The organism is Gottfriedia sp. NPDC057991, from assembly GCF_042886615.1.
Lineage (GTDB): Bacteria > Bacillota > Bacilli > Bacillales > Bacillaceae_G > Gottfriedia.
This window is the reverse complement of the sequence record NZ_JBHVQN010000004.1, coordinates 294,966-321,763: the sequence shown is the minus strand read 5'-3', so window position 1 is coordinate 321,763 and position 26,798 is coordinate 294,966. Positions and strand designations below refer to the sequence as shown.

Annotated in this window: 23 protein-coding genes; 19 read left to right on the top strand and 4 right to left on the bottom strand. The window is 32.5% G+C overall.

Annotated features, from left to right (window positions below):
* Nucleotides 1-53: 53 nt before the first annotated feature.
* Nucleotides 54-1,973: a heavy metal translocating P-type ATPase gene (locus ACFVR2_RS15790; protein ID WP_387363460.1), complete on the bottom strand. Its 1,920-nt coding sequence runs from the start codon at nucleotides 1,971-1,973 to the stop codon at nucleotides 54-56.
* A gap of 497 nt (nucleotides 1,974-2,470) precedes the next feature.
* Here ACFVR2_RS15790 and ACFVR2_RS15785 point away from each other — a divergent pair, with 497 nt between their 5' ends.
* The 7 genes from ACFVR2_RS15785 to ACFVR2_RS15755 all read left to right on the top strand — a co-directional run bounded on the left by ACFVR2_RS15785 (nucleotide 2,471) and on the right by ACFVR2_RS15755 (nucleotide 9,525).
* A complete protein-coding gene (locus tag ACFVR2_RS15785; protein ID WP_387363457.1) occupies nucleotides 2,471-3,631 on the top strand; it encodes a C40 family peptidase in 1,161 nt (386 codons plus the stop codon).
* 160 nt (nucleotides 3,632-3,791) lie between these two features.
* Nucleotides 3,792-4,736, top strand: coding sequence for a DMT family transporter (locus tag ACFVR2_RS15780; protein WP_387363454.1), 945 nt, complete (start codon nucleotides 3,792-3,794; stop codon nucleotides 4,734-4,736).
* A gap of 118 nt (nucleotides 4,737-4,854) precedes the next feature.
* Nucleotides 4,855-5,787 carry a carbohydrate ABC transporter permease gene (locus tag ACFVR2_RS15775; RefSeq protein ID WP_029715291.1) on the top strand — a complete coding sequence of 311 codons (933 nt, stop codon included), beginning with the start codon at nucleotides 4,855-4,857 and terminating at the stop codon, nucleotides 5,785-5,787.
* On the top strand, nucleotides 5,787-6,617 hold the full coding sequence (locus ACFVR2_RS15770) for a carbohydrate ABC transporter permease (protein ID WP_387363451.1): 831 nt from the start codon (nucleotides 5,787-5,789) through the stop codon (nucleotides 6,615-6,617). The genes ACFVR2_RS15775 and ACFVR2_RS15770 overlap by 1 nt, the downstream gene beginning before the upstream one ends.
* A gap of 15 nt (nucleotides 6,618-6,632) precedes the next feature.
* Complete coding sequence (locus ACFVR2_RS15765) at nucleotides 6,633-7,907, top strand: ABC transporter substrate-binding protein (RefSeq protein WP_387363448.1); 1,275 nt, start codon at nucleotides 6,633-6,635, stop codon at nucleotides 7,905-7,907.
* Nucleotides 7,908-8,124: 217 nt separating this feature from the next.
* Entirely contained in the window at nucleotides 8,125-9,015 is an 891-nt protein-coding gene (locus tag ACFVR2_RS15760) for a hypothetical protein (RefSeq protein WP_387363445.1), read from the top strand.
* Between the two features lie 168 nt (nucleotides 9,016-9,183).
* Nucleotides 9,184-9,525, top strand: coding sequence for a DUF805 domain-containing protein (locus ACFVR2_RS15755; protein ID WP_335408721.1), 342 nt, complete (start codon nucleotides 9,184-9,186; stop codon nucleotides 9,523-9,525).
* A gap of 54 nt (nucleotides 9,526-9,579) precedes the next feature.
* Here ACFVR2_RS15755 and ACFVR2_RS15750 read toward each other — a convergent pair whose 3' ends face one another.
* The gene (locus ACFVR2_RS15750) at nucleotides 9,580-9,978 is read right to left on the bottom strand and encodes a VanZ family protein (RefSeq protein WP_387363441.1); all 399 of its coding nucleotides are present in this window, start codon (nucleotides 9,976-9,978) and stop codon (nucleotides 9,580-9,582) included.
* Nucleotides 9,979-10,324: 346 nt separating this feature from the next.
* Here ACFVR2_RS15750 and ACFVR2_RS15745 point away from each other — a divergent pair, with 346 nt between their 5' ends.
* Complete coding sequence (locus ACFVR2_RS15745; RefSeq protein ID WP_387363438.1) at nucleotides 10,325-10,666, top strand: DUF805 domain-containing protein; 342 nt, start codon at nucleotides 10,325-10,327, stop codon at nucleotides 10,664-10,666.
* Between the two features lie 192 nt (nucleotides 10,667-10,858).
* Here the strand turns inward: ACFVR2_RS15745 and ACFVR2_RS15740 are convergent, their stop codons facing one another.
* On the bottom strand, nucleotides 10,859-11,200 hold the full coding sequence (locus tag ACFVR2_RS15740; RefSeq protein WP_387363435.1) for a hypothetical protein: 342 nt from the start codon (nucleotides 11,198-11,200) through the stop codon (nucleotides 10,859-10,861).
* A 270-nt stretch (nucleotides 11,201-11,470) separates the two neighbouring features.
* Here ACFVR2_RS15740 and ACFVR2_RS15735 point away from each other — a divergent pair, with 270 nt between their 5' ends.
* From ACFVR2_RS15735 to ACFVR2_RS15705, 7 genes are all read left to right on the top strand, one after another.
* A complete protein-coding gene (locus tag ACFVR2_RS15735; protein ID WP_387363432.1) occupies nucleotides 11,471-12,406 on the top strand; it encodes a carbohydrate ABC transporter permease in 936 nt (311 codons plus the stop codon).
* Nucleotides 12,406-13,236 (top strand): carbohydrate ABC transporter permease, encoded by an 831-nt coding sequence (locus ACFVR2_RS15730; protein WP_335473621.1) that lies wholly within the window; start codon nucleotides 12,406-12,408, stop codon nucleotides 13,234-13,236. Before ACFVR2_RS15735 ends, ACFVR2_RS15730 begins: the two co-directional genes overlap by 1 nt.
* A gap of 129 nt (nucleotides 13,237-13,365) precedes the next feature.
* Nucleotides 13,366-14,637: an ABC transporter substrate-binding protein gene (locus ACFVR2_RS15725; protein WP_387363429.1), complete on the top strand. Its 1,272-nt coding sequence runs from the start codon at nucleotides 13,366-13,368 to the stop codon at nucleotides 14,635-14,637.
* Nucleotides 14,638-14,952: 315 nt separating this feature from the next.
* A complete protein-coding gene (locus ACFVR2_RS15720) occupies nucleotides 14,953-15,132 on the top strand; it encodes a hypothetical protein (protein ID WP_387363426.1) in 180 nt (59 codons plus the stop codon).
* 201 nt (nucleotides 15,133-15,333) lie between these two features.
* On the top strand, nucleotides 15,334-17,163 hold the full coding sequence (locus ACFVR2_RS15715; protein ID WP_387363423.1) for a sensor histidine kinase: 1,830 nt from the start codon (nucleotides 15,334-15,336) through the stop codon (nucleotides 17,161-17,163).
* A complete protein-coding gene (locus tag ACFVR2_RS15710) occupies nucleotides 17,141-18,694 on the top strand; it encodes a response regulator transcription factor (protein ID WP_387363420.1) in 1,554 nt (517 codons plus the stop codon). The genes ACFVR2_RS15715 and ACFVR2_RS15710 overlap by 23 nt, the downstream gene beginning before the upstream one ends.
* 102 nt (nucleotides 18,695-18,796) lie before the next feature.
* Complete coding sequence (locus ACFVR2_RS15705) at nucleotides 18,797-19,762, top strand: phosphotransferase enzyme family protein (RefSeq protein ID WP_387363417.1); 966 nt, start codon at nucleotides 18,797-18,799, stop codon at nucleotides 19,760-19,762.
* 78 nt (nucleotides 19,763-19,840) lie between these two features.
* On the opposite strand, the gene ACFVR2_RS15700 is transcribed toward ACFVR2_RS15705, so the two are convergent.
* Entirely contained in the window at nucleotides 19,841-20,794 is a 954-nt protein-coding gene (locus tag ACFVR2_RS15700; RefSeq protein WP_387363414.1) for a PstS family phosphate ABC transporter substrate-binding protein, read from the bottom strand.
* A 171-nt stretch (nucleotides 20,795-20,965) separates the two neighbouring features.
* Here ACFVR2_RS15700 and ACFVR2_RS15695 point away from each other — a divergent pair, with 171 nt between their 5' ends.
* The 4 genes from ACFVR2_RS15695 (at nucleotide 20,966) to ACFVR2_RS15680 (ending at nucleotide 26,798) form a co-directional block, all read left to right on the top strand.
* The gene (locus ACFVR2_RS15695) at nucleotides 20,966-21,652 is read left to right on the top strand and encodes a winged helix-turn-helix domain-containing protein (protein WP_387363411.1); all 687 of its coding nucleotides are present in this window, start codon (nucleotides 20,966-20,968) and stop codon (nucleotides 21,650-21,652) included.
* A 1,115-nt stretch (nucleotides 21,653-22,767) separates the two neighbouring features.
* Nucleotides 22,768-22,923 carry a Wzz/FepE/Etk N-terminal domain-containing protein gene (locus tag ACFVR2_RS15690; protein ID WP_335474958.1) on the top strand — a complete coding sequence of 52 codons (156 nt, stop codon included), beginning with the start codon at nucleotides 22,768-22,770 and terminating at the stop codon, nucleotides 22,921-22,923.
* Nucleotides 22,924-23,245: 322 nt separating this feature from the next.
* A complete protein-coding gene (gene galU / locus ACFVR2_RS15685; RefSeq protein WP_335408747.1) occupies nucleotides 23,246-24,121 on the top strand; it encodes a UTP--glucose-1-phosphate uridylyltransferase GalU in 876 nt (291 codons plus the stop codon).
* A 379-nt stretch (nucleotides 24,122-24,500) separates the two neighbouring features.
* A complete protein-coding gene (locus ACFVR2_RS15680; protein WP_387363407.1) occupies nucleotides 24,501-26,798 on the top strand; it encodes a glycosyltransferase family 2 protein in 2,298 nt (765 codons plus the stop codon).

The following is a 26,798-nucleotide window of genomic DNA, read 5'->3' as shown; positions in this document are numbered from 1 at the left end:
CTAGTTTAGTTTAGAAGAAAAAAGCATCGTACAAATTTGTACGATGCTTTTTTTTAATCTCTTAATAATCGTAAAGAGTTAAGAATAACTAAAATTGTACTTCCTTCGTGACCGATTACTCCATAAGGTAAATCAATGATTTGTAGGAAATTCGAGCAGATTAGGAATGCTATTACGGTTAGTGAAAAGATAATATTTTGTTTTACGATCTTGTTCATGCGTTTAGATAAAGTGATTGCTTTTGAAATTTTCGTTAAGTCATTTTTCATCAATACAACATCTGCAGTTTCTAAAGCAACTCCAGTTCCACCACCCATTGCAATACCTACATTTGCAGTCGCTAGAGCAGGGGCATCGTTTATACCATCACCAACCATTGCAACTTGACCATAGTTGTCTTTTAGCTTTTTAACAATCGAAACTTTTTCATCCGGTAAGCATGATGCAAAGTATTCATTGATTTCACTTTCGGCAGCAATTGCTTTCGCCGTTTGTTCGGAGTCACCTGTAATCATGACTGTTCGAACACCTAATTTATTTAAAGTAGATAAGGCTTGCTTAGATTCTTTTCGAACTAAATCTTTTAATGAGAAAATCGCAACAACCTTATCTTGAGTACCTACATAAACAATTGTATTTCCTTCTTGTTCCCACTGTTGTTCAAAATGAATAAGGGGATTTTGTTTCATCGTTACGAATTCTTTTTTACCGACTCTGTACTCAGAACCATTTAAAATCGCTGATACACCGAAACCAGGGTGGTCATCTATTTGTTCAAATGACGAAGATACTGTGATTCCTTGTTTCGTTGCGTATTCAACAATTGCTGCAGCAAGCGGGTGAGTTGAGTATCTTTCAATTGAAGCAACGATCGATAATAACTCTGTACGGTCAAAATCTTCTATTTTCTCAAAACCAGTTACCTCTGGCTTACCAATCGTTAAAGTACCAGTTTTATCGAATGCGATTGCTTTTAATACACCTAATCGCTCTAAATGAATACCACCTTTAACAAGAATTCCCGACTTTGCTCCATTCGAGATTGCAGATAAAACAGCTGGTGTAATCGATGCTACTAATGCACAAGGTGATGCAACAACTAGTAAAATCATTGCTCGATAGAATGTTGTAGTCCATGACCAATCTAATGCAAAATGCGGTAAAAACATCATGATTAATACGGCAATTAATACTCCTTTAACATAAACACCTTCAAATTTCTCAATAAATTGTTGAGAAGGAGTTTGTTCACTTTGAGCTGTTTGAACAAGGTTAATGATTTTTTGGAAAAGAGTTTCATCACTATGTTTCGTAATTTCAACTACAAGCGTTCCTTTAATGTTGATTGTTCCTGCAAACACTTCATCATTTAAGTTTTTAACAACTGGAACTGATTCACCAGTAAGAGCAGCTTCATCTACTAATGTTTCTCCTTTAACGATCTGACCATCAGCAGGAATCCGTTCTCCAGCTTTAATTAAAATATAATCACCAATGTTTAGACTTTTAATGCTGACGACTTCTTCAACTTCATCGACTAATCGAATTGCCGTTTGTGGCTGAAGTGACAATAGTGAAGAAATTTCTTTATTTGTTTTATTTAACGTATATGTTTCAAGTGCGCCACTTAAAGCAAATATGAAAATCAGTACGGCACCCTCAGTCCAATAGCCAATTGCTGCTGAACCAACTGCCGCAATAATCATTAGCATTTCAACGTTTAGTTCCTTTTCAGCAATCGTATCTTCAATACCTTCTTTTGCCTTTGCATATCCCCCAATACAAAATGCTAAAACATATAAAATAATCGACATGATTGAATTATCGTTCTTAACGAATGAAGCAATTAGAATTAATACACCAGAAACTAAAGCGGCAATTAATTCTCCATGTTTTGAAAGAAATGATGTAGATTCCACATGGTCTGCTTCATATGTAGCATGAATCGTAGTAACTTTTGGACTTGCTTCCATAATAAATACCCCTTTCTTATTTTCAATTGAGAAAAATAATCAAATTCACTATCCTTATAAAACGACGAAAGCTGCCGTCCTAGGACAGCAGCGTACATTTTATAAGACCTTACTATTTATTTAATCTCTTAGTTGTGTAGTTCACAGATTTCTTAATTAAAATAATTCTTATTAAATATATATTACCACATTCCTTTAAATGTGAAGAAAAAATTTGCTTATTAATTAAAAAATTTTTAATGAATGTGATGGAGTTGTGAATTCGTATGTAGGTGTGGGGGAGACAGGAATCCTGTCTGCCTATTTAATTTTAACGGTTCTTTCTAATAATAAAATTTTTGACGTTCATTAAAGAATTTTAAGCATCAAACCGATATTTATACAGTAAGCACATTAAATACATATTTGTTACTACATTAAAAGCTAGTTCATCTATTTCAAATTCAAAAAAGTATAGCAAATATAAATAAAAATAAAAATAAAAGCTGGTGGAGATTTTGAAAAAAAAAATTATACAATCAATTGCAATCATAGGATCTGTTTCATGTATTAATTCTATGGATCTATTAGAAGCAGATGCAGAAAGTACAGCTGCAAATCAACCTAAAGTATCGATCTCAAACGCGGATCACTATATCTCTACAGGGAACGGAGTACGTATTCGTTCAGGGGCAGGAACGAATTATAGTATTTTAGGAAGTGTAAATAAGAATGATAAATTAGATGTTAAATCTTCCGCAAATGGTTGGTACAAGATTATTTATCAAGGGAAAATTGGGTACATAAGCGGTACTTATGTTAAAAAACAAAGTAGTGATGTTGAAAATGAAAAAATAGAAAACAATACTATCAATTATATCTCAACAGGGAACGGAGTACGTATTCGATCGGGAGCAGGAACAAATTATAGTATTTTAGGAAGTGTAAATAAGAATGATAAATTAGATGTTAAATCTTCCGCAAATGGTTGGTACAAGATTATTTATCAAGGAAAAATTGGCTACATAAGCGGCACTTATGTTCAGAAACAAAAGAATATTGAAGATGAAAAACCAGTATACAATACGACTAAATATATTGTAACTGGGATTAGAGTTAATATTCGCTCAGGTGCGGGAACGAATTACAATATAATAGGTAGTGCGGCAAAAATGCAGAAGTTAAACGTTATTTCAACTTCAAATGGTTGGCGCAAAATAAACTATCAAGGAAAAATCGGTTATATAAGTGCTGGATATACTGAAAAAGAAATTGATGATTCAAATGATTCGACTAGTGATCGTGATGAGCAAAATATGATTTCTTTTGCAAAACAATTTTTAGGAGTTCCCTATAAGTGGGCAGGAGTATCGCCTACGGGTTTTGATTGCAGTGGCTTTATTTACTATGTCCTTAAGGAAAATGGTAAGCCATTTGGAAGAACAAATGTATCAGGTTATTGGCATAACAATACTTCATTCCAAAAAGTAACAACTTCACAGCCTGGTGATTTGATATTTTTTCAAAACACATACACATATGGACCTTCACACATGGGGATTATGTTAAATCAAAATGAATTTATTCAAGCCGGTAGCAGTAAAGGCGTTACAATTTCAAATATAAATGACTCATATTGGCAAAAGCATTTTTTAGGGTATAAGCGAATAAAATCATAAAATTTTAATTTCATATCCTCATAAATTACTTTTATAAAGATTCCCAACAATTGTCTTTACCTTCAGGGCTTTCACAAAATCAAACGAATAGAAGGAATGCCCTATTGATGATAGAATAAACTGTATTCTATAGAGAGAAAAAGGCTTATGGAGGGAAACAATGTCTGCAAAGAGATTTTTTACACATCCTTTGGGAGTGATTGCATCAGCGGTTATTACAACTTTTTTATGGGGAAGCGCATTTCCGTTTATTAAGCTAAGTTATGAGCACTTGCATATTGAGAAAAATGAAATCTGGAAACAAATGATTTTTGCGGGTTATCGTTTCTTTTTGGCCTCATTATTAATTTTAATATTTTTTACGATAATTGGTAAAAAGTTAACTTTTAAGCGAGATACTTTTTTTGTAGTAGGAAAAGTAGGTTTGTTTCAAACGTTTTTACAATATGTGTTGTTTTATATTGGATTGAGTTTTTCGACGGGAGTTCAGGGCTCGATTATTGCTGGGACTACTTCGTTTTTTCAACTTTTAGCAGCGCATTTTATGTATAAAAATGATCGTTTAAACATGCGTAAGGTTCTTGGTGTAACGGTAGGATTTGCGGGTGTAATAATCGTGAATATTACAAAGGGCACTCTTTCTTTACATTTAGGAATTGGCGAGATTTTATTATTGTTTGCAATGGCATTTGGTGGCTATGGTAATGTACTTGCTAAGGAAGCTGCAAAGAAAGTGGATGTTGCCTATTTAACGGCATATCAAATGATGATCGGTTCGATTGGATTGTTATTAATTGGTGGTTTAACGGCAGGATTTTTACCGTTCCATTTTGATTTAAAAACGTTTGGCATGTTAGTTTATTTATCTGTACTATCATCTGTAGGATTCATACTGTGGAACAATGTCATGAAATATAACCAAGTTGGAAAAGTATCAATGTACTTATTCTTAGTTCCTGTTTTTGGTGTAATTTTATCATCAATCATGCTGAATGAAGTGCTATCTTATCTTGTATTTATTGGTTTAATTATGGTTACGTCAGGTATTATTATTGTGAATTATCAAAAGGTTCAACGTAGCACTCATATGAAGAGTGCGTCTTAACTCGAATAGAATGCAACCCGAATAAAAGCAACTCTACTTTTTAATAATAAGGTGGAGTTGCTTTTTTTTGTAAATCGATAAGAAGGGAGGTACATAGTTGTCAAAGTTTGATAAAGCAATGAATAAAGAAGTTGAAACAGTTGTAGATGATGCTACTGACTTTAAGGTCTCCTATCGAAAGAAACGTAGAAATAGTGGAAGTTTTATCGTATTTGTTGGTCCAGCTTTTCTAGTTTTTGCAGCTTTAGTGCTTATTCCATTTCTAATGGGTCTGTATTATTCCTTTACAAATTGGAATGGTGTAGTCGGAAATATCCATTATGTCGGTTTTGATAATTACAAGTACATATTTACACAAGATGCAGACTTTAAACAGTCTTTTATAATTACCACAAAATATACGTTTTTCGCTGTAATCTTAACGAATTTGATTGGTTTTGGCTTAGCTTTATTAGTTACTAAGGGGCTTAAATCAAGAAATATTCTAAGGACGATTTTCTTTTTACCTAACTTAATAGGTGGTTTATTACTCGGTTTTATTTGGCAATTTATTTTTAATAAAGGTCTCACTTCATTAGGAGCTGCGTTAGGTATCGATTCTTTAATGCAGTCATTATTAGGTACTGCAAATGGAGCGTTTTGGGCAATTATTATTGTAGCGATTTGGCAAGGTGCAGGATATATCATGATTATTTATGTAGCAGCACTCCAAGGAGTACCTCAGGAATTAATTGAAGCAGCTCAAGTTGACGGCGCAGATCGTTTTACAACTTTAAGGAAAATCATCATTCCAATGGTAGCACCAGCTGTAACTGTTTGTTTATTTTTAACAATCTCTTGGTCCTTTAAAGTATTTGATCAAAACTTATCACTTACTGGTGGTGGACCATTTAAATCGACAGAAATGCTTGCGCTAAACATTTATACAGAAGCATTTGTAAACAATCGATATGGATTAGGGGAAGCAAAAGCAATTGTTTTCTTCGTAGTTGTCGCAGCTATTTCAATTCTCCAAGTTTATTTAACGAAGAAAAGGGAGGTTGAAGCATAGTGGAAAATGAACGCTATACTGGACTGACGTTTTTGCTTGAGCTATTTGGGGTCATTTTAGCAATATTTTTCCTCGTTCCTTTTTACTATGTATTAGGAAACTCGTTTAAATCCTTTGCAGATATTTTACAAAATACATCAGCGCTACCTAAAACTTTCGATTTTACAAACTACTCACAAGCAGTTGTCATTATGGATTTCTGGAGAGCTCTTTTGAATTCTTTAATTATCTCAGTTGCAAGTAATGCTGTTATCGTTTTATTTTGCTCAATGGCAGCCTATAAACTAGTTCGCACAAAGCATAAAATATCAACGATTATTTTCTTTATTTTTGTTGCAACAATGGTCATTCCTTTTCAATCAATTATGATTCCACTTGTTAAAGTTGGAAGTACACTTCATTTAATGAATAGTCATTATGGACTTGTTGTTATGTATTTAGCGTTTGGCTCAGCACTTTCAATTTTTCTCTATCACGGTTTTATAAAAGGCATTCCAATCGAACTTGAGGAAGCTGCGATTATTGATGGTTGTTCACCATTTATGGTTTTTTGGAAAGTGGTGTTTCCTTTATTAAAACCGATCACCGTAACAATTGTTATTTTAAATACTTTATGGATTTGGAATGATTTCTTGTTACCATCTCTAGTTTTGCGTGATGAAGAGCTACGTACAATACCACTGGCTACTTTTTATTTTTTTGGTGCGTATACGAAACAATGGAATTTAGCACTTGCCGGATTAGTTTTAGGCATTTTGCCATTGTTGATCTTTTTCTTCGCTGCTCAAAAGCAAATTATCCGTGGTATTACAAGTGGTTCAATAAAGTAAGTTAAGGAGGAGCATATGAATAATAAATTATTTAAATCGATTGCCGTTTTATCAACTAGTATGTTGTTGTTTACTGGATGTAATAATAAAAAAGAAGAAACAAAAAAGCCTGGTGCTGGCGAAAAAATCACATTAAATATTTTTCAGTTTAAAGCTGAAATTGCAAAAGATTTAGAGGCTTTAGCAAAGGAATATCAAAAGGAAAATAAAAATGTAACGGTAAAGGTTCAAACAGTAGGTGGAGGTGCTGATTATGGAGCAGCATTGAAAGCTCAATTTGCATCAGGAAATGAACCCGATATTTTCAATAATGGTGGATACCAAGAGGCTGTTACTTGGAAAGACAAACTTGAGGACCTGTCAGATCAAGATTGGGTGAAGGATTTATATCCTGAAACCGAAAAACCGATGACAGTTGGTGGGAAATTACTCGGAATGCCTATGAACACTGAAGGCTATGGATTCATTTATAATAAAGATTTATTTGATAAAGCTGGTATTACACAATTGCCAAAAACATTAACTGAATTAGAGGCAACAGCAAAAAAATTAAAAGATGCTGGCATTACACCATTTTCAGTTGGATATGGTGAGTGGTGGATTCTAGGAATTCATTTATTAAATATTCCATTCGCACAACAACCGGACCCAGATAAATTTATTGCCGATTTAAATGCAGGCAAAGCAAAAATCCCTGATAATGATAAATTTAAGGAGTTTATAAAATTATTTGATTTAACGATTAAATATGGAAATAAAAATCCATTAACAACGGATTACAATACGCAAGTTACAAATTTTGCATCTGGAAAAACAGCTATGATGCAACAAGGAAACTGGACACAAGGTATGATTGATGGCATTACGCCAAACATGAAACTTGGTCTTTTACCAATGCCGATTAATGATGACAAAAACGCAATGGACAAAATCCCTGTCGGTGTACCAAATAACTGGGTAGTGAACAAAAATTCAAAAAACAAAGAAGAAGCGAAGAAGTTTTTAAATTGGATGGTTTCTTCTGATACAGGTAAAAAATATATCGTTGAAAAGTTTAAATTCATTCCAGCAGTTAAAACAATTGAAGGAAAAGGCTTAGGACCGATTGCTGATGATATTCAAAAGTACTCAGCTGACGGAAAAGTACTTTCATGGAACTGGTTTAAATATCCAAACGGTGCAACAAACGAATTTGGTGCCTCAATGCAAGCTTACGTTGGAGGACAAAAAAATCCACAGCAATTACTGCAATCACTTCAGGATTCTTGGGATAAGCTAAAGAACCAGTAATCGAAGAAGAAATTTAAGACAAACCTTATTTCGAAATAATTTCGAATAGGGTTTGTCTTTTTTTGTAAAGTATTTTATTAAAGATTCACTGATTGGAAGATTTTATGTGATGAACTGATTTAATTATCGTGATATAGTAATTATCGTTACGAAAATAAATGAAATTCCTGAGTTTAACCTAGATTAATAGATTAATAGTAAGGGAGAGTAATCAAATATGAAAAAAACGATGAAAAATGTTATTTTATCAACTGCGATTGTCTTTTCTTTAGGAACAGTAGTTGGGTCGGCAAATGCTGCTTCTGTTGATTATAAAGTTAAAACGATTAGTCCCGTGAAACTTCCAGCAAGTGAATCAGTTAAAAAGATGGCATTAGAAATCACTTCATGGTATGAAACATCATCATCTGGGGCGGATGCATTTGGTGCAACAAGTGGTAATTTCGATGGTGCCGGTCTATCTTTTGGTGCGCTTCAAGAAAATTTTGGAACAGAAACGATCCAACCAATTATGAAAAATATGTTCGCAAATCATAATGATGTGGTATTAAAAGCTTTCAATGGAGATACAGATTCTTATAATACATTTAAAGATGTAATTATGAACAAAACGACAAAAGAACAGGTCGCTTGGGGAGAATCTATCAGTGACCCTAATAATAAATACCAAGTTGTAGAGCCTTGGAAGACTTACTTTAAAAATCTAGGGACAAGTAAAGCATGTATTGATGAACAAATTAATGCTTCAAAATGGTACTTCGATCAAGCAGAAAAGTATTACAAAACATTCGGATTATGGACAAAAAGAGGATATGCATTAATGTTTGATATATTTGTTCAAAGTGGTTCGATTTCGGATAAGACGAAAAATTTAATATTAGATGACTTTAAAAAAATTGATACAAAAAACATGACAAAGGAACAAATCGAAACGAAAAAAATGAATATTATCGTTAATCGTCGTGCTGCAGATGTAAATGAACAATGGAGAGAAACATGGAAATCTAGAAAATCAGTCATTGCGAACGGCAGCGGAAAAGTTGTTGGGTATGGAGACTTCTTTGATGTAACTCCGTATGGTGCTACGTTAACACATGTTAATAAATAAGTTTTTTGATGTGGGAGTCCGAGATTTTGGACTTCCTTTTTTATGTGTGCACTAATTATATTTCATTATTTTTGATAAGAAATATGTGATTTGATTTTCTTATGGGAATATTAAAAAGGAAGTAAACACTAGCTTTTGGATAAAATAATTTCTTAGGAGAGATCAGTTGTGCAATGGTATTTAAAAGTATTAAAGAATTATGTAGTATTTCATGGTAGAGCGAGTCGAACTGAATATTGGATGTTCATGTTAATTAATGCAATTATTACTTTCTTACTTAGTTTATTAGATAACTTTGCAAATACAGATAACATGATTTCAGGAATTTATGGTTTGCTTACCTTGCTGCCACTAATTGCAGTCGGTGTTCGCAGATTACATGATATTGGTAAAAGTGGTTGGTGGTATTTAATTAGTTTAATTCCGTTTATAGGATCAATTATTTTATTAATACTTGCTTGTTTTAAAAGTGAAAATCACGAGAATCGTTTTGGACCAGTTCCAAGATAAGATTAAAATTAATACTGTTCATTGAGTATTAGGAAAAGACTTAAATGTACCATATTATTTCTTAAATAAATTCATCATTGAAATCTTATACCCAATGTATGTCCCTATAGTATTTAAAATAACATCATCTATATCCGAAGTTCTATAAGACATCATTAATTGGACAACTTCAATACTTACCGATAAAAATAAGCCAATTATTATAATTATTTTTGATCTTTTAATTGAGGTCAAAATAACCCCAAATGGCACAAATAGAAGGATATTTCCTAAAGTATTAACTATAAATTGTTTAACGCTGCTAAACTCATTAAACATTTTGATTAATGGGATTAAATTTAATCCACCTTTAGAAACACCTATCCCTAAAGAAGCGACTGGAAAAAAAGTAAACCTAAAAATAAACACAAGTGAAAAAATTAACAATAAATATTTTATGAAAATTGGCTTCAAAATAAATCTCCCAATAAAAAGTTTAGTTACAATAACCTCTGCATCAACATTTATTACTTTTCCGTTAATGGCCGTAATCTTGTGCAGTAATCCGAAAACCATCATCAATAATTAATAATAAGGTTATTATACATTAAGAATTTTTGTATTTCCTCAACAAACTTTGCATTAAATGATGATCGTTTTGGCCCAGTCGAGAAATCTAAAATTATTAACCGCCTAATTTTAGGCGGTTTTTTATATTAATTCAAAATAGATTTTCCAATGATTAAAAATTAATAATGTTACTTAGGTATTAAGAATAGACTTAAATGTATCGTATATATCATCTTAGGAGGGATCCATCTTGGAATGGTATTTAAAAGTATTAAAGAATTACGCAGTATTCAACGGAAGAGCTAGAAGAACAGAGTATTGGATGTTTTTTTTGTTTAATGTCATTATCTCGATTATACTTTCAATTTTACAAAGCATTGCCAATATAGGGGAAGTATTAACTATAATTTATAGTATTTTGACTTTACTGCCTTCGTTAGCAGTAGGTGCACGTAGATTGCATGATTCAGGTAAAAGTGCTTGGTGGTTGTTAATTGGATTAATACCGTTTTTAGGTGGAATCATTCTTCTGATTTTCTTTTGTTTGGATAGTGAAGAGGGAGACAATCGATTTGGGGCGAACCCTAAATAGTAATGTATGGCTGGATTTTAATATTAAAGGATTTGAAGCAAACCGCCTTGAAAAGGGCGGTTTTTTCTTTTTATCGTATTTCTTATTTTTTCACTAATAGTTCAATAATAAGAAATAATTCTAATTAACAACATGATAAAATATTATTGTGAAAGTTTTCACAATAATTAGAACACTCTTTAAGCACGTTAATTAATTATTAATAAAGTGTAATTCCATCTTATCATTTAAAGAAATAATATTAACTATTTCTCCATCCTTGGTGAAAACTTTTCTTGCGCCAAGGGCTTCTTCTTTTACTTCATTCCAACCCCGCATTTTTAAAATTAATTCATAATAATTTGGTAAACCATGTTCTTCAGATGCCATTTTCCAATTGTAGACTTCATATTGATTTTTGTAGTCAATATTGGACTGAAATGCAGTTAACGGAATAGGGAAACCCTTATTTAATTTAGATGGTTTATGTACAACAAAAAATAAAATAATTAAAAAAAGAAATGTAAATAAAATCTTCTTATTTATTTTATTCATTAGATACCTCCCCTTTTTTTCCAGGTTTATAAACATTTTATCATTTTTAATAAAGTGTTTATTAAGAAGTAGTAAGGAGATTATGAAACTTTTATGAATATTGTTGCAAGCAATGTTTTTTATCAGAAATAAACAGTTCAAAGACTAAGTAGAAATTAATATTATTTAAACCTAAAAATTAATCTAGTCAATATATTCCACCCTACTGTTCAAATGAATACGTTTTCACAACTTGAGAGGTATTTTATGATGATAGTGGAGGTGTTACAGATGATTGAAACGAAAAAAGTGATTGATACAAATTTAACAGATGCCAAGACACAGAAGTCATCTAAAAAATTAAGAGGTTTTTTAAATTATCTTACGTTTGTAGGACCAGCAACTTTAGTTTTTGCAGCGATCGTGTTAACGCCATTTTTAATCGGATTTTTCTATTCATTTACTCAGTGGGATGGTGTAGCTGATTCTGCAAAGTGGGTCGGACTTGAAAATTATAAATACATTTTTACGAAAGATACGGATTTTATCCATTCGTTTATTTTAACTGGTAAATATACATTATTCGCTGTGATCTTAACCAATGTGATCGGTTTTGGTTTAGCATTAATCGTAACGCAAGCATTGAAGACTAGAAATATTTTAAGAACAGTCTTTTTCCTTCCAAATTTAATCGGTGGATTATTATTAGGTTTCATTTGGCAGTTCATTTTTAATAAAGGTTTAATTTCAATTGGACAATTATTACATTCAGACTTTTTACAAAGAGCACTTTTAGGAGAAGAAAAAGGTGCGTTCTGGGCAATTGTCATCGTGGCAGTTTGGCAAGGTGCAGGTTACATAATGGTTATTTATGTAGCGGCTCTGCAAGGTGTACCTCAGGAATTAATTGAAGCAGCTCAAATTGATGGTGCAAATAAATTCCAAGTGTTACGTAAAATCATTATTCCAATGGTAGCACCAGCTGTAACAGTTTGTTTATTCTTAACAATTTCATGGTCATTTAAAGTGTTTGATACAAACCTTTCATTAACAAATGGTGGACCATTTAAGTCTACTGAGATGTTAGCTTTAAACATTTACACTGAGGCTTTTGTAAATAACCGTTATGGATTAGGTGAAGCAAAAGCGATTGTATTCTTCGTAGTCGTAGCGTTAATTTCAGTAATTCAAGTTTACATTACGAAGAAGAGGGAGGTTGAGGCATAATGCTAAAAGAACGATATACAGGCTTTACTTTTATATTAGAAATAGCGGCAATTATACTTGCTCTCATCTTCTTAGTTCCTTTTTATTATGTGTTAGGTAACTCATTTAAATCATTTGCTGATATTTTACAAAATACTTCTTCGCTTCCAAAAAGCTTAGATTTTACAAACTATCAACAAGCAATTGAAGTTATGAATTTTTGGAAAGCTCTAATGAACTCGTTAATCGTGACAATTGCTAGTAATGTTGTAATCGTATTTTTCTGTTCGATGGCGGCTTATAAACTAGTTCGTTCAAAAAGCAAAATTTCAAACATCATTTTCTTTATCTTTGTAGCGACAATGGTTATCCCGTTCCAATCAATTATGATTCCATTAGTGAAAGTTGGAAGTACGCTTCATTTAATGAATAGCCATTGGGGATTAGTAGTAATGTATTTAGGTTTCGGTTCAGCATTATCGATCTTCCTATATCATGGGTTTATTAAAACTATTCCGATTGAGTTAGAGGAAGCAGCAATTATTGATGGATGTTCACCGACTATGGTTTTCTGGAAAGTTGTTTTTCCTCTATTAAAACCAATTACGGTTACAATTGTTATCCTAAATACGTTATGGATTTGGAATGACTTCTTATTACCATCACTTGTATTAAGAGATATGGAGTTAAGAACAATTCCGCTTGCTACATTCTACTTCTTTGGAGCATATACAAAACAGTGGAACTTAGCGTTATCTGGACTTGTTTTAGGTATAACGCCACTATTAATTTTCTACTTTGCAGCACAGAAACATATTATTAAAGGGATTACAAGCGGTTCAATTAAATAACGTGATTGGGTGGAAGCTATCAATATATTCCACCCATCATGTCAATATAGGCTATCCATAGTTGTTTATTTTTAAATGTATAATGAAAGCGTATTCAAAATATAGAATATTGAGACGGGGGTTTTTAGGATGAAAAGGATGCTAAAGGTAGCAGCAGCATTAACAACATCAGTAATGTTATTCTCTGCATGTTCTGGAGGATCTTCAGACAAAGGGTCAAATGATTCAAAGGATAAAAAAGTAACATTAAACGTATTCCAGTTTAAAGCTGAGATTGCGAAAGATTTAGAACAAATGGCTAAGGATTACCATAAAGAAAATCCAAACGTAACAGTTAAAATTCAAACTGTTGGTGGCGGTGCTGACTACGGTGCTGCATTAAAAGCTCAGTTTGCTTCAGGTAACGAGCCTGATATCTTTAACAACGGTGGATTCCAAGAAGCAATAACTTGGAAAGATAAATTAGAAGATCTTTCTGATCAATCATGGGTAAAAGATTTATATCCAGGAACTGAAAAACCAATGACAATTGACGGCAAACTTTACGGTATGCCAATGAATACTGAAGGTTATGGTTTCATTTACAATAAAGATTTATTCGCAAAAGCTGGTATTACTGAAGCACCAAAAACTTTAAGCGAATTAACTGTTGCAGCTGAAAAGCTTCAAAAAGCAGGTATCACACCATTCTCAGTTGGATACGGTGAGTGGTGGATTCTAGGAATTCACTTATTAAATATTCCTTTCGCACAACAACAAGATCCAGACAAATTCATGGCTGACGTTAATTCTGGTAAAGTGAAAATTCAAGACAACGAGAAATTCAAACAATTTATGAAACTGTTTGATTTAACAATCAAATACGGAAATAAAAATCCTTTAACAACTGATTACAACACTCAAGTTACAAACTTTGCTCAAGGTAAAACTGCTATGATCCAACAAGGTAACTGGATTCAAGGTATGGTTGATGGAATTACTCCTAACATGAACTTAGGCGTGTTACCAATTCCAATCAACGATGACAAAGCAGCAATGGACAAATTACCAATGGGTGTACCAAATAACTGGGTAGTTAACAAAAACTCTAAAAACAAAGAAGAAGCTAAAAAATTCTTAGCATGGATGGTTACTTCTGACACTGGTAAGAAATACATTGTAGAAAAATTCAAGTTTATCCCTGCATTAAAAACAATTCAAGGTAAAAACTTAGGACCAATCGCAGATGACTTACAAAAATACTCTGCTGAAGGTAAAACATTATCTTGGAACTGGTTCAAATACCCAGATGGAGCTACAAATGAGTTTGGTGCATCAATGCAAGCTTACGTTGGAAAGCAAAAATCTGCTGACGAAATGTTAAAATCTCTTGAAGATACTTGGATGAAATTAAAAAAATAAATTCTTAATTTGAGGCTTCCCTAAATTTCCTCTATAGATTAAGGCAACCCACAAGGAGTTTAATTTCCTTGTGGGTTTTTTATCTGTAATAGAGGTGGCCTTGATGGCAATATGTTATTAATAACTATCTGCTTTTTGAACAAAACTTCTTACTTTTTTAGAAAGTGAACTAATTGATTTAGTTCACAAAGTGTTCTAGTTCAAACCTTATATTTTATCAAAACTTACTAATCTCGTGATATGATTTTATTATGAAAGAAAGTGAATTGAAAAAAGATATTAACTGGGCATACTGTTGAAAAGGTGAGTGATGCTATGCTTGATGAAATGAGAAAGTTTGAAAAAGGATTTCCTGACGGAGTTTTTATAGAACCAAACCGTACAAGTGAACCTAAAGTAAAAGTTAAGGCATTGTATGAATACTGTAGGAAAAAAGGATTAAAGCCTAAAGATTTGACAGAAAAAGAAAGAGAACAGTTTCTTGTTTATGAATGAAAAGGATCAACTTCTTTCTATAATTATAGATATCCACAAGGAATCAAACTCCTTGTGGTTTTTGTTTTGGAAAAGAAGTGGATTTCATAAGATGGATAGTTCTTTTTACTGAATATTTCAACCTTATAAGGGTGTTATTCGTACTTTATCTTTGATAAACTAATATTAGAAAGTGCAAACGTTTCCGCAAAGGATGTTATCATGAAAAACAGTATTAGAAGTAAGCTGATTACCTTATTGTTAATTGCAACCATTATTCCATTTGGCTTATCGATTATAGCAAGTTATTTTTATACGAAAAACACGGTTACGAAGGAATTTGTAAATACGAATTATGATTTATTGAAGCGTAGTGGAAATGATTTATTGAATTATTTTAATGAAATTTACGGTATTCCACTGTCTATTTATAGTAATAGACCGTTTTTGTCTGTGTTAGAAAATGGTGCTACAGCTTACATCGAACAAAATTCTGCTGAAATTCAACGTAGTTTATTAGGACTTTATTTTTCTAGAAGAGAGATTGAGCAGTTGCATTTATATTTAACGAAGGGTAAGGATGATTACACCGTTTACAATGCGAAGGTGAGTAGTCGAGGGAAATTGTATAATTTCAACCAAATTCCCACATATAGAAATTTAAGTTTTTCGAGGGACTCGTATTATATTCAACCGACTCATCCGATTCAAAATTATAATAATTTATCTGATTTTCGAATTGAGCCAGTTAAGCAGGTTGTATCACTTCATTATTTTTTAAATAATGTTACATCCGACCAATGGCTAGGCTTTTTATCGATCGATATTGAGTTAAGTAGAATTAATGAGATTTTTGATCGTATTTATAAAAAAGGAGAGGAACATCTTTTCGTTGTTGGTGATGGGAATGTTGTTCTTTATTCATCTGAAAAAAATCTGATAGGTAAAAAGCTAGAAACAAAATGGTATAAAAAAATAAGCTCAGATCGATCAGGCGAAACTAGTTTTGAATGGAAGGGCAAGGATTTTAGTGGGGTTTATGTGTATGACAAAATAAGAAGCAATCATCAACAATGGACAATCATTAAAAGTATTCCTTATAAGAATCTCTACCATAATTCGAATCAATTATTGAAAATTACGGTTACTCTCGGGGCGATTTCAGTCTTATTAGTCATCATTTTGACTATTATCGTATCATTCAGATTTACACGACCAATCCGAATCTTAATTCGAGATATGCAACGAATTGAAAAAGGAGAGCTTGCAGTTTCCTTTGATACGTTAGGAAATGATGAGTTTGGTCAGTTAGGTAAACATTTTACTTCAATGGTCGCTACGTTAAATGATTTATATATAAAAGAATACAAGCTTCAAATAGAGAATAAAACGAATCAATTAAAAGTACTTCAGTCTCAAATTAATCCGCATTTTTTATACAATGCCTTGCAGTCAATTGGAACTCTTTCATTAAAAAATGACGGAATTAAAGTGTATCGATTAATTATGTCACTTTCAAAAATCATGAGATATAGCATGAAAAATAATGAAGATTTTGTAACGCTTAAGGATGAATTAAATCATATAAAAGATTATTTATCGCTTCAAAATGAACGTTATGATGGCAGATTTGTTTATAACCTGGAAGTGGATGAAGGGTTAAACAAAGTAAAAATGCCGAAAATGATTTTACAGCCAATCGTGGAAAACTTCTTTAAACACGGCTTTGAAAAGCAACAAAAGCTTGGTGAATTAAATATTTCGATTCATAGACAACAAGATAATCGCTTAAAAATAGTCATTGCTGATAATGGTGAAGGTGCATCAGAAGAGGAATTAGAAATCATCAATTCATCGCTTTCAGAAGGTGTATTAAATACTCAGGAGAGTATCGGGTTAAAAAATATTTCTGATCGCATTCAATTCTATTATGGTAAAAAAGCAGAAGTAAAAATAGAAAGTGTGAAGCATGAAAACTTTGTTGTAACGATAATCATACCGATTGAAATGACAAGAGGAGAAGTTAATCATGAAGGTTCTACTAATAGATGACGAAAAGCATGTACGAGAAGGTGTAAAACTTCTTGCAGATTGGGATGCAATTGGTGTAACTGAAATATTAGAAGCAGAAAATGGAGCGATCGCGCAAGAAATCATTATAAAGGAAAGACCGACAATTATATTTACTGATTTAATGATGCCAGAGCTAGACGGTAGAGGATTATTAAAGTGGCTTCATTCAGAAAATATTAATTGTAAAGTAATCGTTGTAACGGGATATGATGACTATCATTATATGAGAGAAGCCATACAGTTCGGTGCATCCGATTACTTATTGAAACCAATTGATCCGGATATATTGAATGAAACTTTAGTAAAAGTAGTTTCAGATTGGAATGAAAAAGAAAAAGAGAGAATTGATGCATTAAATGATTTTCGTTTGCTCCAAGAAGTTTTACCTGTTTATAGAGACAAACAATTAACAAATGCTATTTACGATAAAGAATTTAACCAGAACATGTTAAACCAATTAGGATATGAAGAAGGGCAAACTTTACATGTTTCTTTACTAAAATTACGAAATCTAGAGACATTCAAAGATATATGGCCGGAGGATTTATGCTTCTTTGCCCTTTTGAATATTGTAAATGAAGTTCTTCAAAACCAAAATGGTGGAATTGCATTTCGTAATTTACAAGGTACAAAGGAGATTTGTTTACTCTATTGGGGCGAGCAAGTTACTGACAGTATTCAACATATAGCTAAAATTTTATCGACGGTTGTGCCTTTCCCGTTTCATTTTGCAATCAGTAGAAAGTTTCCAATTGAATCGATCCAGTCTGGGTATGAGGAAGTTGTAAATGTTCTACAGCATGTAAATATTTTAGAAAAGCGAGATGTACCAGTTTATTCTTATGAAGATATAAAAGAGTATAATCCGTTTAATCTAGTAGAAATCATCAACTTATTTGAACAAATGGTTGAGAAGCAGGATATTTATATTTACGATGAAGTCATTCAACTTTTTAGTAAACGAATTGCACAGAAGAATTATCTTCCTTTTGCACAGTTACTTTCATTGCATCAAGAGTTTCTAATCTTCTTAAATCACTGGATTAATAAACTTTCGCTTCAAACCATTCAAGAAGTGAGTCTGGAATTGTTCTGGAATGCGAAAGGACATTTTGAAATTGGTGATTATGTAGCGACTCAAAGAGAAAGAGTGCAGTCGATTATTCAAGAAAAAAATCAAACGAACCAAGAACTGAATAGTATTGAAGCAATCGCAAATTATATTCAACTTAACTATGCTGAAGAGATTTCACTTCAGGAGTTTTCAGAGAAATTTTACTTAAGTCGCGAATATATATCCCGTAAGTTTAAACAAATTTATGGTGTGAATATTTCAGATTATATTGTTTCAATTCGGATCGAAAAAGCGAAGGAATTACTGAAGTTCCCCAATTTAAAAATATATGAAATAGCTGGGAAAATTGGCTATCAAGATGATAAATACTTTCGAAAAGTGTTTAAGAAAATCGTTGGGATGACCCCAAATGAATACCGAAATATGAATGATTAGTAATTATTTAGTAAAAAAGTTGCAGGAAATCCTTGGAAACTGAGGAATAAGTAATTAGATATTTATCCTATGCTTTTATTTTATGTTTCGGGGGATTAAAAAATGGAACAGGCAGTTGAAAGAGTTTTTACAAAAGAGATTTTAACGAATGCAGCATCCCAATTTGGTATTACGGTAGAAGAAAAACCAGTCGGAGAGTTCGAGAACTATCTATTTAAAGGTAAGTTGGCAGATGGTACTGATCGCATTTTACGATTAACACATTCATCTCATCGCTCAAAGGATGAAATTGAGGCAGAGCTAGAGTTTTTAAAATATGCTAGAGAAAATGGAGCGAATGCAGCAGGTTCTTTACCTTCTTTGAACGGTAATTTAGTAGAAGTCCAAAATGCAAGTGATGGTACAAGTTTTTACGCATCAATGTTTGAATGGGCAGATGGTCAATTAGTTGATCGGACAAACCCAGCTGTGTGGAATGATGACCTAATGTACACATGGGGAAAAACAATCGGAAAACTTCATGCGTTAACAGTTGATTATCCTGTCACAAATCATCGTGAACATTGGGACGAAGAAGCTTATTTGAATGAAATGGTAGCTGATGATGAGCTTGGTATTTATACGAAGGAATTAATAGAAGAAATCCAAGCTTATGACAGAAAGAAGGATTCATATGGATTAATCCATAGTGACTTGCATCTCCACAATTTCTTCGTAAATGATAAAGGTGAAATTACGGCTTTTGATTTCGATGACCTGCAATATAATTATTTCATATCAGATATCGCAATTGTCCTATATTATACTGCTTGGGGTAGTAAGGCATCATTTGAAGAAAAATCTAATTTAGCAAAAAGACAACTAGAAATCTTTCGAAAAGGATATGAAACCGAATATATATTAGATGAAGAATGGTATAGCCGAATTCCTTCGTTTTTAAAATGTCGTGATATTACGCTTTATCATGTATTGAATATGAAATATGAAGAGAAAACACAAAGAGTTATTGAACTTTGTGAAGAACTAAAAGAGCGAATCATAAATAAGAAAACAATCATTGATCTTTAAAATTACACTAAACAAAAAGCTACGATTCAAATACGAATCGTAGCTTCTTTTTATATTTAAATTGGGGGGTGAGTAAGGTTATTTGTGTGTAGCTTCTTCTATTTTATTAATATTGCTCTCATATAAATCATCTTCTAATGGGATATAGCCAACTTGCTCAGCTAAAAGTGGAGCATTTTCATTCGCAAATTTCAAGTAGTCCAAAACAACAGGACGTTTAAGTGAGTTTATATTTACATATGTGTAGAGTTCACGAGAAAGTACGTAAGTCCCGTTTTTGATTGTTTCTTCAGTTGGTAAAACTGCTTTACCAGTTTTCGGATTAACGATTGGTACAATTTTTAATTGATCTTTGTTTTCTTCATAGTAAGCATGACCAAAGTATCCAATTGCACCTTTTTCACTAGCAACATCAACGACAAGATTTTTGTCATCTTCAGACGTTTGAGCATCTTTCCGTTCGCCAGCTTCATTTAAGATGGTTTTATTAAAGTATTCGTAAGTTCCTGACTCAGTACCAGGGCTGAAGAATTTAATTTCTTTCTTTGGCCAAGCAGAGTTTAGCTCGTGCCAAGTTTTTATTTTACTTTTTACAGACCATAACTTTGCTAATTGTTCGACTGTTAATTGATTCACAAAATCATTGTCTTTATTTACTACGACTGATAGACCGTCGTAAGCTAATTTTAATTGAATATAATCGATGTTATTTTGTTTAGCGATTGTAGCTTCTTCATTTGTTATTGGACGAGATGCGTCGTTTATATCAGTTACGCCATTTGCGAATTTTTTAAAACCATCAGTTGTACCACTATTACCTATTGAAATAGTTACCTCGGGTTGTGCAGATCTATATTGTTTCGTTATTGTTTGCATAATCGGGAAAACGGTAGATGAACCGTCAATTAGTATGCTACCAGTTAATTGTTTTTCAGGTGTACTTGAATTAGGATGATAGGCAATTCCACAAGCTGCTAAAGATAACATAGCTGTGATTGCGACGACTAATACAAGTGCTTTCTTTAGTTGCATCTACAGTTCCCCCCTCGTTGTTTTTACTACATTTCTTACAATATCCCACAAAGATTAACTTGCTTTTAACGCTACGTAAAGAATTTGTAAAGGTATAGTGAAAGTCCCCCTTTTTTGTTAATAACCAATTAAAATGACCGTATAAACAGTAAAAAATGGGAGAGATATACGGTGGAGCAAATTGTCATCATCCAAGATCAAAACGAGATTGAACATGTGCTTCAACAAAGTAAACAATTCGGATTAATTAAAATCAGCACATATCGATATGGAGAGTTTAATGAAGAAATACATTTAGGTTTCTTAAAAGGTTGCATAGTATTAATGAAAAGCCAAGTTTTGGACGAGTTTATTCCATTAATAATGAGAATAAGACGGATAACAGAAATACCGATCATATTATTAGTTGAAACTTATGACTCATACGAAGCAGCCATATGTATTGAAGCTGGAGCGGATCAATATGTAAAATATCCGATTCATCCTAGAGACTTGTCCGCAAGAATAAAAGCAGTTATGAGGAGGGCAGGCAATGAAAAAATAGAAGAAGACCGAGAAAAAGTCTTATATTTTGGAGAGATTTCCTTCTATTTAAATCGAGAAGAGGTTTATAAAAACAAAATGAGGATCGAATTAAATGGTAGAGAATACGCAATTTTACTATTTTTAATAAAAAAAGCTGGCTTCATTGTAACAAGAGAAGAATTAATGGAAGTTATTTCTGTTTATAAAAATAGAAGATTAATCGATATTTATATTCATAGTTTACGGCATAAAATTGAGGAACTTCCGAATTATCCTAAGTATATTAAAACAATTAAGGGAAAAGGGTATCGGTTTGAAACGCTTGTTAATTGAACACGTGTGTAAAAAGTTAGGTGCATTCTTTTTTAAGGATGTCATTTAGCTTTTTTATTTTTATATGGCAGAGCTTTGGGGAGAGTAGGGAATACGTAATATTATGTTTTTATTTAAAAAGCAGTTTTTTCTATAATAAGAGACAACTCTTTTTTATTAAAATTTAAAAAATTTTATTTTTATGTATAAACCCAAATAGACCAAAAAACTAAGTTAAAAGCGGGTGGATTTAAGCGCTTTCGCAACTTAAACAACAAAAATACCTAATTTGTTTATTTACCATATTATGGTAATATTAAAATTTTAATATAACAAAAAGATGCGTAGTGAATACTCTTTTTTAATTTTTTTGTCTAAATTTGAGGAATATAGTCGAAGAAGCAGGACTTTTGTTGTCTTTTGTAAATTCGAAAAAAAAGGATATATAAGTAATTAGATACAGCATTAACGATAGAAAAATTGGCAAATGAAAAAGCTAGGTGAATCCAAATAAGGATGTACACCTAGCTTTTTATTTTATAAGTGCAGTAATCCAAACTCGTAAGATCTTATCAGCGTGATGTAACATATAAGTATACGTCGTGTCGTAAAGGTGCTTTAAACCAGCATCCGTCATGAAAACTAAGTCCTCAGTTGAAAATCATTTTGTTAATTCAAAAAATTGAACCATGTTTTTACGCTCTTCTCTACTAATTATTAACAACACTCCCTTTGATTTAAATGATTGACTAATTTGTTTCCAATCTGTTTTAATACGATATATTTATTTGTTGATTGTTATATAACAAAAAAGTTGAAATGTGCTAGAGATTTTTACTGAAAAAGTAAAAAAGATAATTTAATCATTTCATTAATTATTATTCAAATTACAACGTATTAATTATTCTAGAAAAATATCTAATGTTACAATTTTCATTAATGAATGTAACAAAAATAGACCGGTTTGCAAGGATTTCCATAAGTTAGGTAAAAAAATCGACAAAAAGTTTTGTTTTATGGTAAATTTAACTAAAACTTCCTATTTATAGGTTAATTTTTACTTAACTTTTTGTTAAGTAATTGTTATACTTGGCATTGTTGAATCTGAGGGTATATTTTAATAGAATAATAAATGGATTACAGGAGTCATTAGCTATTTATTTATAACCCCAATTTATCAATCTTCAACTCAATTATTAGTTAACCAAAAAGAAACAAAAGATTCTTTGATTTATCAGAATAATCAAATACAAACAAATATTCAATTGATCAACATACAATGTCGTTATTAGGAGTCCATCTATTTTAGACGAAGTTATTAATCAATTAAATTTAGATTGTACAAATGCATGAACAATATGATGAGATTCTGTTTGATGACCCTTAATACCTCTGACAACTAGCGTCTAAGCAGATCATTACAAGTCATCACACACTTGTGAAATGATTTGAGCATCAATAATTGCTAACAATGAGTGTGAGGAGGGGTTAGATGCCCTAAATTATATTTATTTTAAAAGAAAATAGATTTTCTTCTTGTGTATTTACTCACATGAATATAGAAGTGGAAACTTTATTAATTTGGGGAAAGAAAGCAATGAAGGGAATTTGTAAATGAAAAAAGTAAGAAAAGCAATTATACCCGCAGCGGGTTTAGGGACACGCTTTTTACCTGCAACAAAAGCAATGCCGAAAGAAATGCTACCAATCGTAGACAAACCAACAATTCAATATATTGTTGAAGAAGCAATTGAATCAGGAATTGAAGATATCATTATCGTAACAGGTAAAGGAAAACGCGCAATTGAAGATCATTTTGATTATTCATTTGAGCTAGAACAAAATTTATTAGAAAAAGAAAAATATGCGTTATTAGAACAAGTTAAAGCTCCATCTAATATCGACATTCATTACATAAGACAAAAAGAACCTAAAGGATTAGGTCATGCTGTATGGTGTGCGCGTAATTTTATCGGCAACGAACCATTTGCAGTATTACTTGGTGATGACATTGTTGAAGCACAAACACCAGGTTTAAAGCAGCTAATGGACCAATATGATAATACATATTCTTCAGTAATTGGTGTTCAAACAGTACCAGAAGAAGAAACGCATCGATATGGCATTGTTGAACCAATTATGCAAGAGGGTAGAAGATACGAAGTAAAAAACTTTGTCGAAAAGCCAGCACCAGGTACAGCACCTTCTAATTTAGCAATCATGGGTCGTTATGTATTTACACCTGAAATTTTTATGTATTTAGAAGAACAAAATATCGGTGCAGGTGGCGAAATTCAGTTGACAGATGCAATTCAAAAATTAAATTCAATTCAACGTGTGTTTGCATATGACTTTGAAGGAAAGCGTCACGACGTTGGTGAAAAATTAGGGTTTATTAAGACAACAATTGATTTTGCTTTAAAAAATGAAGACTTAAGAGAAGATTTATTGAAGTATTTACATGAAACGTTAACAGTCAGTATTAATTAAGGATAGATGATTAGATTGAAAGCAATGAGATTTGAACAATCAGAATATGCTTCTAAAGCCACTCTTATCGAAAGAAACAATTGAAAAAAGAAGGATCTATTTATTTACTAAGCGCTTAGTGGATTTATCTGGCGCTTTTTTGGGTCTTATACTACTTTTACCAGTTCATATTATTATTGCTATTATTTTAAAGTTAGAAGATCCTAAAGGTCCAATTTTCTTTTTTTAAACTCCGGTAAAAATGGAAAAGGGTTTATTCGGAAAAGGATGGGAGATTTTTGACGTGACAATTTAATCTGCCCACCCATAAATAGTTGAAACATTGTATTTTTTTATTTACCCAATAATAGGGACTTGACTAACAAGAGGGATGAACAAAATGAAAAGACAACTGAACACTGAAAGCAATTTGGAACCATTACCTAGAGTGCATGAAAAACCATCCACTGCAAAATTGACATTGAATCGAATCTATATTTTGTTTACGATTTTATTTTGGCTGCTTTATGTAGCATCCACAATTTTTGATCAACTGCATAATGGGAATGGTAGCTTTAAACAAGTCGTTGAAGCGGGATTATATATCTTGATTGTTACGACACTATGTTTTTCCGCATTGATGTATCTTTATTCTAGACAAGGGGCATTGATCCGCTTTAAAGAGCATACTCGGATCCCACGTGAAACCCTATCTGCTTATTTTTCTGAGAATCAACCAGGAATTACTGTTTTGGTTCCATCGTATGATGAAGAGGTTGACGTTATTCGAAAAACATTACTATCAGCTATTTTACAAGAATATCCGAAAATCGATGTACAACTCCTGATTGATGATAAGCCGAATCCAACAGATCCGCAAAAAAAGGAAAAATTGCAAGCAACTATGAATCTTGCAAAAGAAATTACAGAGCTTTTGGAAGTCCCTTATACTAAACTAGCAAAAGCTCGTGAGGTTTTTGAAGAGACATACAACAAAACTGGGGAAATCTCTTCTTCTACTTTAAATGATTTAGTAAAGCAATATAATTATGCTGCCAAATGGATTAATAAATTTGCTGATGAAGAACCTTTGGAGAATCATGTAGATGATTTCTTTAATAATCAAGTTTTAAGAGATTTAGCTGAGGAATTAGCCGTAACGGCAGTAGCATTAGAGAAATCCTCAAAAGAAAATTATAGCATGAGCTATGAACGTATCTATCAGTTTTATTCTCGATTAGTATGGATTTTTACCGGAAAAGTAGGGTATTTCCAACGAAAACAGTTTGTTTCTTTATCTGATGAAGCCAATAAAGCTATGAATCTTAACTCTTATATTGATTTAATGGGAGGGAGTTACAAGATTCTCCAAACACCAGCTGGTAAAGTATTGCAGAGAGTATCTTCAGAGGCAGAAGCAGATTTAGTAATTCCAGATACTGAATTTTTACTAACGCTCGATGCCGATTCTATTCTGCTAAAAGAGTATTGTTTACGTCTGGTATATCTATTGAATCAAGAAGGAAATGAAAAAGTAGCTGTAACACAAACTCCTTATTCTTCTTTCCGTGGATGTCCAACTCGAATCGAACGAATTGCTGGTGCTACAACAGATATTCAACACACTTTACACCAAGGAACAACGTATTATGGCGCGACATTTTGGGTAGGGGCGAACGCGGTCATCCGAAAACGTGCGATCGAGGAAATTGCCGAAACAGAATATGTAAATGGATTTAAGATTCGCCGTTTTATCCAAGACCGTACAGTAATTGAGGATACGGAGTCTAGTATTGATTTAGAAAAAAATGGTTGGACCTTGGCGAATTATCCGGAGCGTTTGAGTTACTCAGCAACTCCTCCAGATTTCGGTTCTTTAGTCATCCAACGTCGTCGTTGGGCCAATGGTGGATTATTAATTATGTCAAAACTATTTGCTACTATTCGCCAACGCCGTCAGGAAGGGAATCCAATCAAGTTAATGGAAATCTTGTTGCGAGTCAATTACATGGCATCTATTGCTTGGTCTAGTTTTGGCTTAATCTTCCTATTAGCCTATCCTTTTGACGATCGTTTATTGAGTATTTTTATTGTTGGTGCTGCTGTCCCTTACTTTACTGCAATGGCGAGTGATTTAAAATACAATCGTTATAAACGAATGGACATCTTCCGAATTTATGGTCTCAATCTAATCTTGTTGGCTGTTAATACGGCTGGAGTGCTAAAGTCGATCCAACAGATATTAACAAGTGAAAAAATTCCTTTTGCACGAACACCTAAGGTTAATGATCGGACTGGCACGCCAACACTTTATATCTTAGCGCCGATCATTATTATTGCTTATTCTGCTTTTATTTGCTGGCGCTCTTTCATGCTGGGCAATTGGCCGAATGCTTTATTTTCATTTTTTAACGCCTTTACTTGTGGGTGGGCTGCATTAACATTTATCGGACCTGTTAATATGCTTGTGGATTTGGTTCATAACTTTAAAGATTGGATATTTGTAGAAGTAAAACCTAAGCAAACTGAAAAAGATGCACAAGACCAATCAGAAATCAATTGGCAATCGGTTTTATACTATGGTGATGCGAAGGAGCGAACAGAAGTTCCTTTAGGTGTATCACTTGGCAAATTGGAATATACAGAGACAACTGGAGTTGAAGATAAACTTAATTCCAGCAATAAAAAAATAGGATGA

Excerpts from the sequence above, each read along its gene's own strand:
- galU (WP_335408747.1), top strand. The coding sequence starts at position 23,246 with ATGAAAAAAGTAAGAAAAGCAATTATACCCGCAGCGGGTTTAGGGACA.
- ACFVR2_RS15775 (WP_029715291.1), top strand. The coding sequence starts at position 4,855 with ATGAATAAAGAAGTTGAAACAGTTGTAGATGATGCTACTGACTTTAAG.
- ACFVR2_RS15740 (WP_387363435.1), bottom strand. The coding sequence starts at position 11,200 with ATGAATAAAATAAATAAGAAGATTTTATTTACATTTCTTTTTTTAATT.
- ACFVR2_RS15760 (WP_387363445.1), top strand. The coding sequence starts at position 8,125 with ATGAAAAAAACGATGAAAAATGTTATTTTATCAACTGCGATTGTCTTT.
- ACFVR2_RS15720 (WP_387363426.1), top strand. The coding sequence starts at position 14,953 with ATGCTTGATGAAATGAGAAAGTTTGAAAAAGGATTTCCTGACGGAGTT.
- ACFVR2_RS15790 (WP_387363460.1), bottom strand. The coding sequence starts at position 1,973 with ATGGAAGCAAGTCCAAAAGTTACTACGATTCATGCTACATATGAAGCA.
- ACFVR2_RS15715 (WP_387363423.1), top strand. The coding sequence starts at position 15,334 with ATGAAAAACAGTATTAGAAGTAAGCTGATTACCTTATTGTTAATTGCA.
- ACFVR2_RS15710 (WP_387363420.1), top strand. The coding sequence starts at position 17,141 with ATGAAGGTTCTACTAATAGATGACGAAAAGCATGTACGAGAAGGTGTA.
- ACFVR2_RS15735 (WP_387363432.1), top strand. The coding sequence starts at position 11,471 with ATGATTGAAACGAAAAAAGTGATTGATACAAATTTAACAGATGCCAAG.
- ACFVR2_RS15780 (WP_387363454.1), top strand. The coding sequence starts at position 3,792 with ATGTCTGCAAAGAGATTTTTTACACATCCTTTGGGAGTGATTGCATCA.
- ACFVR2_RS15700 (WP_387363414.1), bottom strand. The coding sequence starts at position 20,794 with ATGCAACTAAAGAAAGCACTTGTATTAGTCGTCGCAATCACAGCTATG.
- ACFVR2_RS15730 (WP_335473621.1), top strand. The coding sequence starts at position 12,406 with ATGCTAAAAGAACGATATACAGGCTTTACTTTTATATTAGAAATAGCG.
- ACFVR2_RS15705 (WP_387363417.1), top strand. The coding sequence starts at position 18,797 with ATGGAACAGGCAGTTGAAAGAGTTTTTACAAAAGAGATTTTAACGAAT.
- ACFVR2_RS15725 (WP_387363429.1), top strand. The coding sequence starts at position 13,366 with ATGAAAAGGATGCTAAAGGTAGCAGCAGCATTAACAACATCAGTAATG.
- ACFVR2_RS15765 (WP_387363448.1), top strand. The coding sequence starts at position 6,633 with ATGAATAATAAATTATTTAAATCGATTGCCGTTTTATCAACTAGTATG.
- ACFVR2_RS15680 (WP_387363407.1), top strand. The coding sequence starts at position 24,501 with ATGAAAAGACAACTGAACACTGAAAGCAATTTGGAACCATTACCTAGA.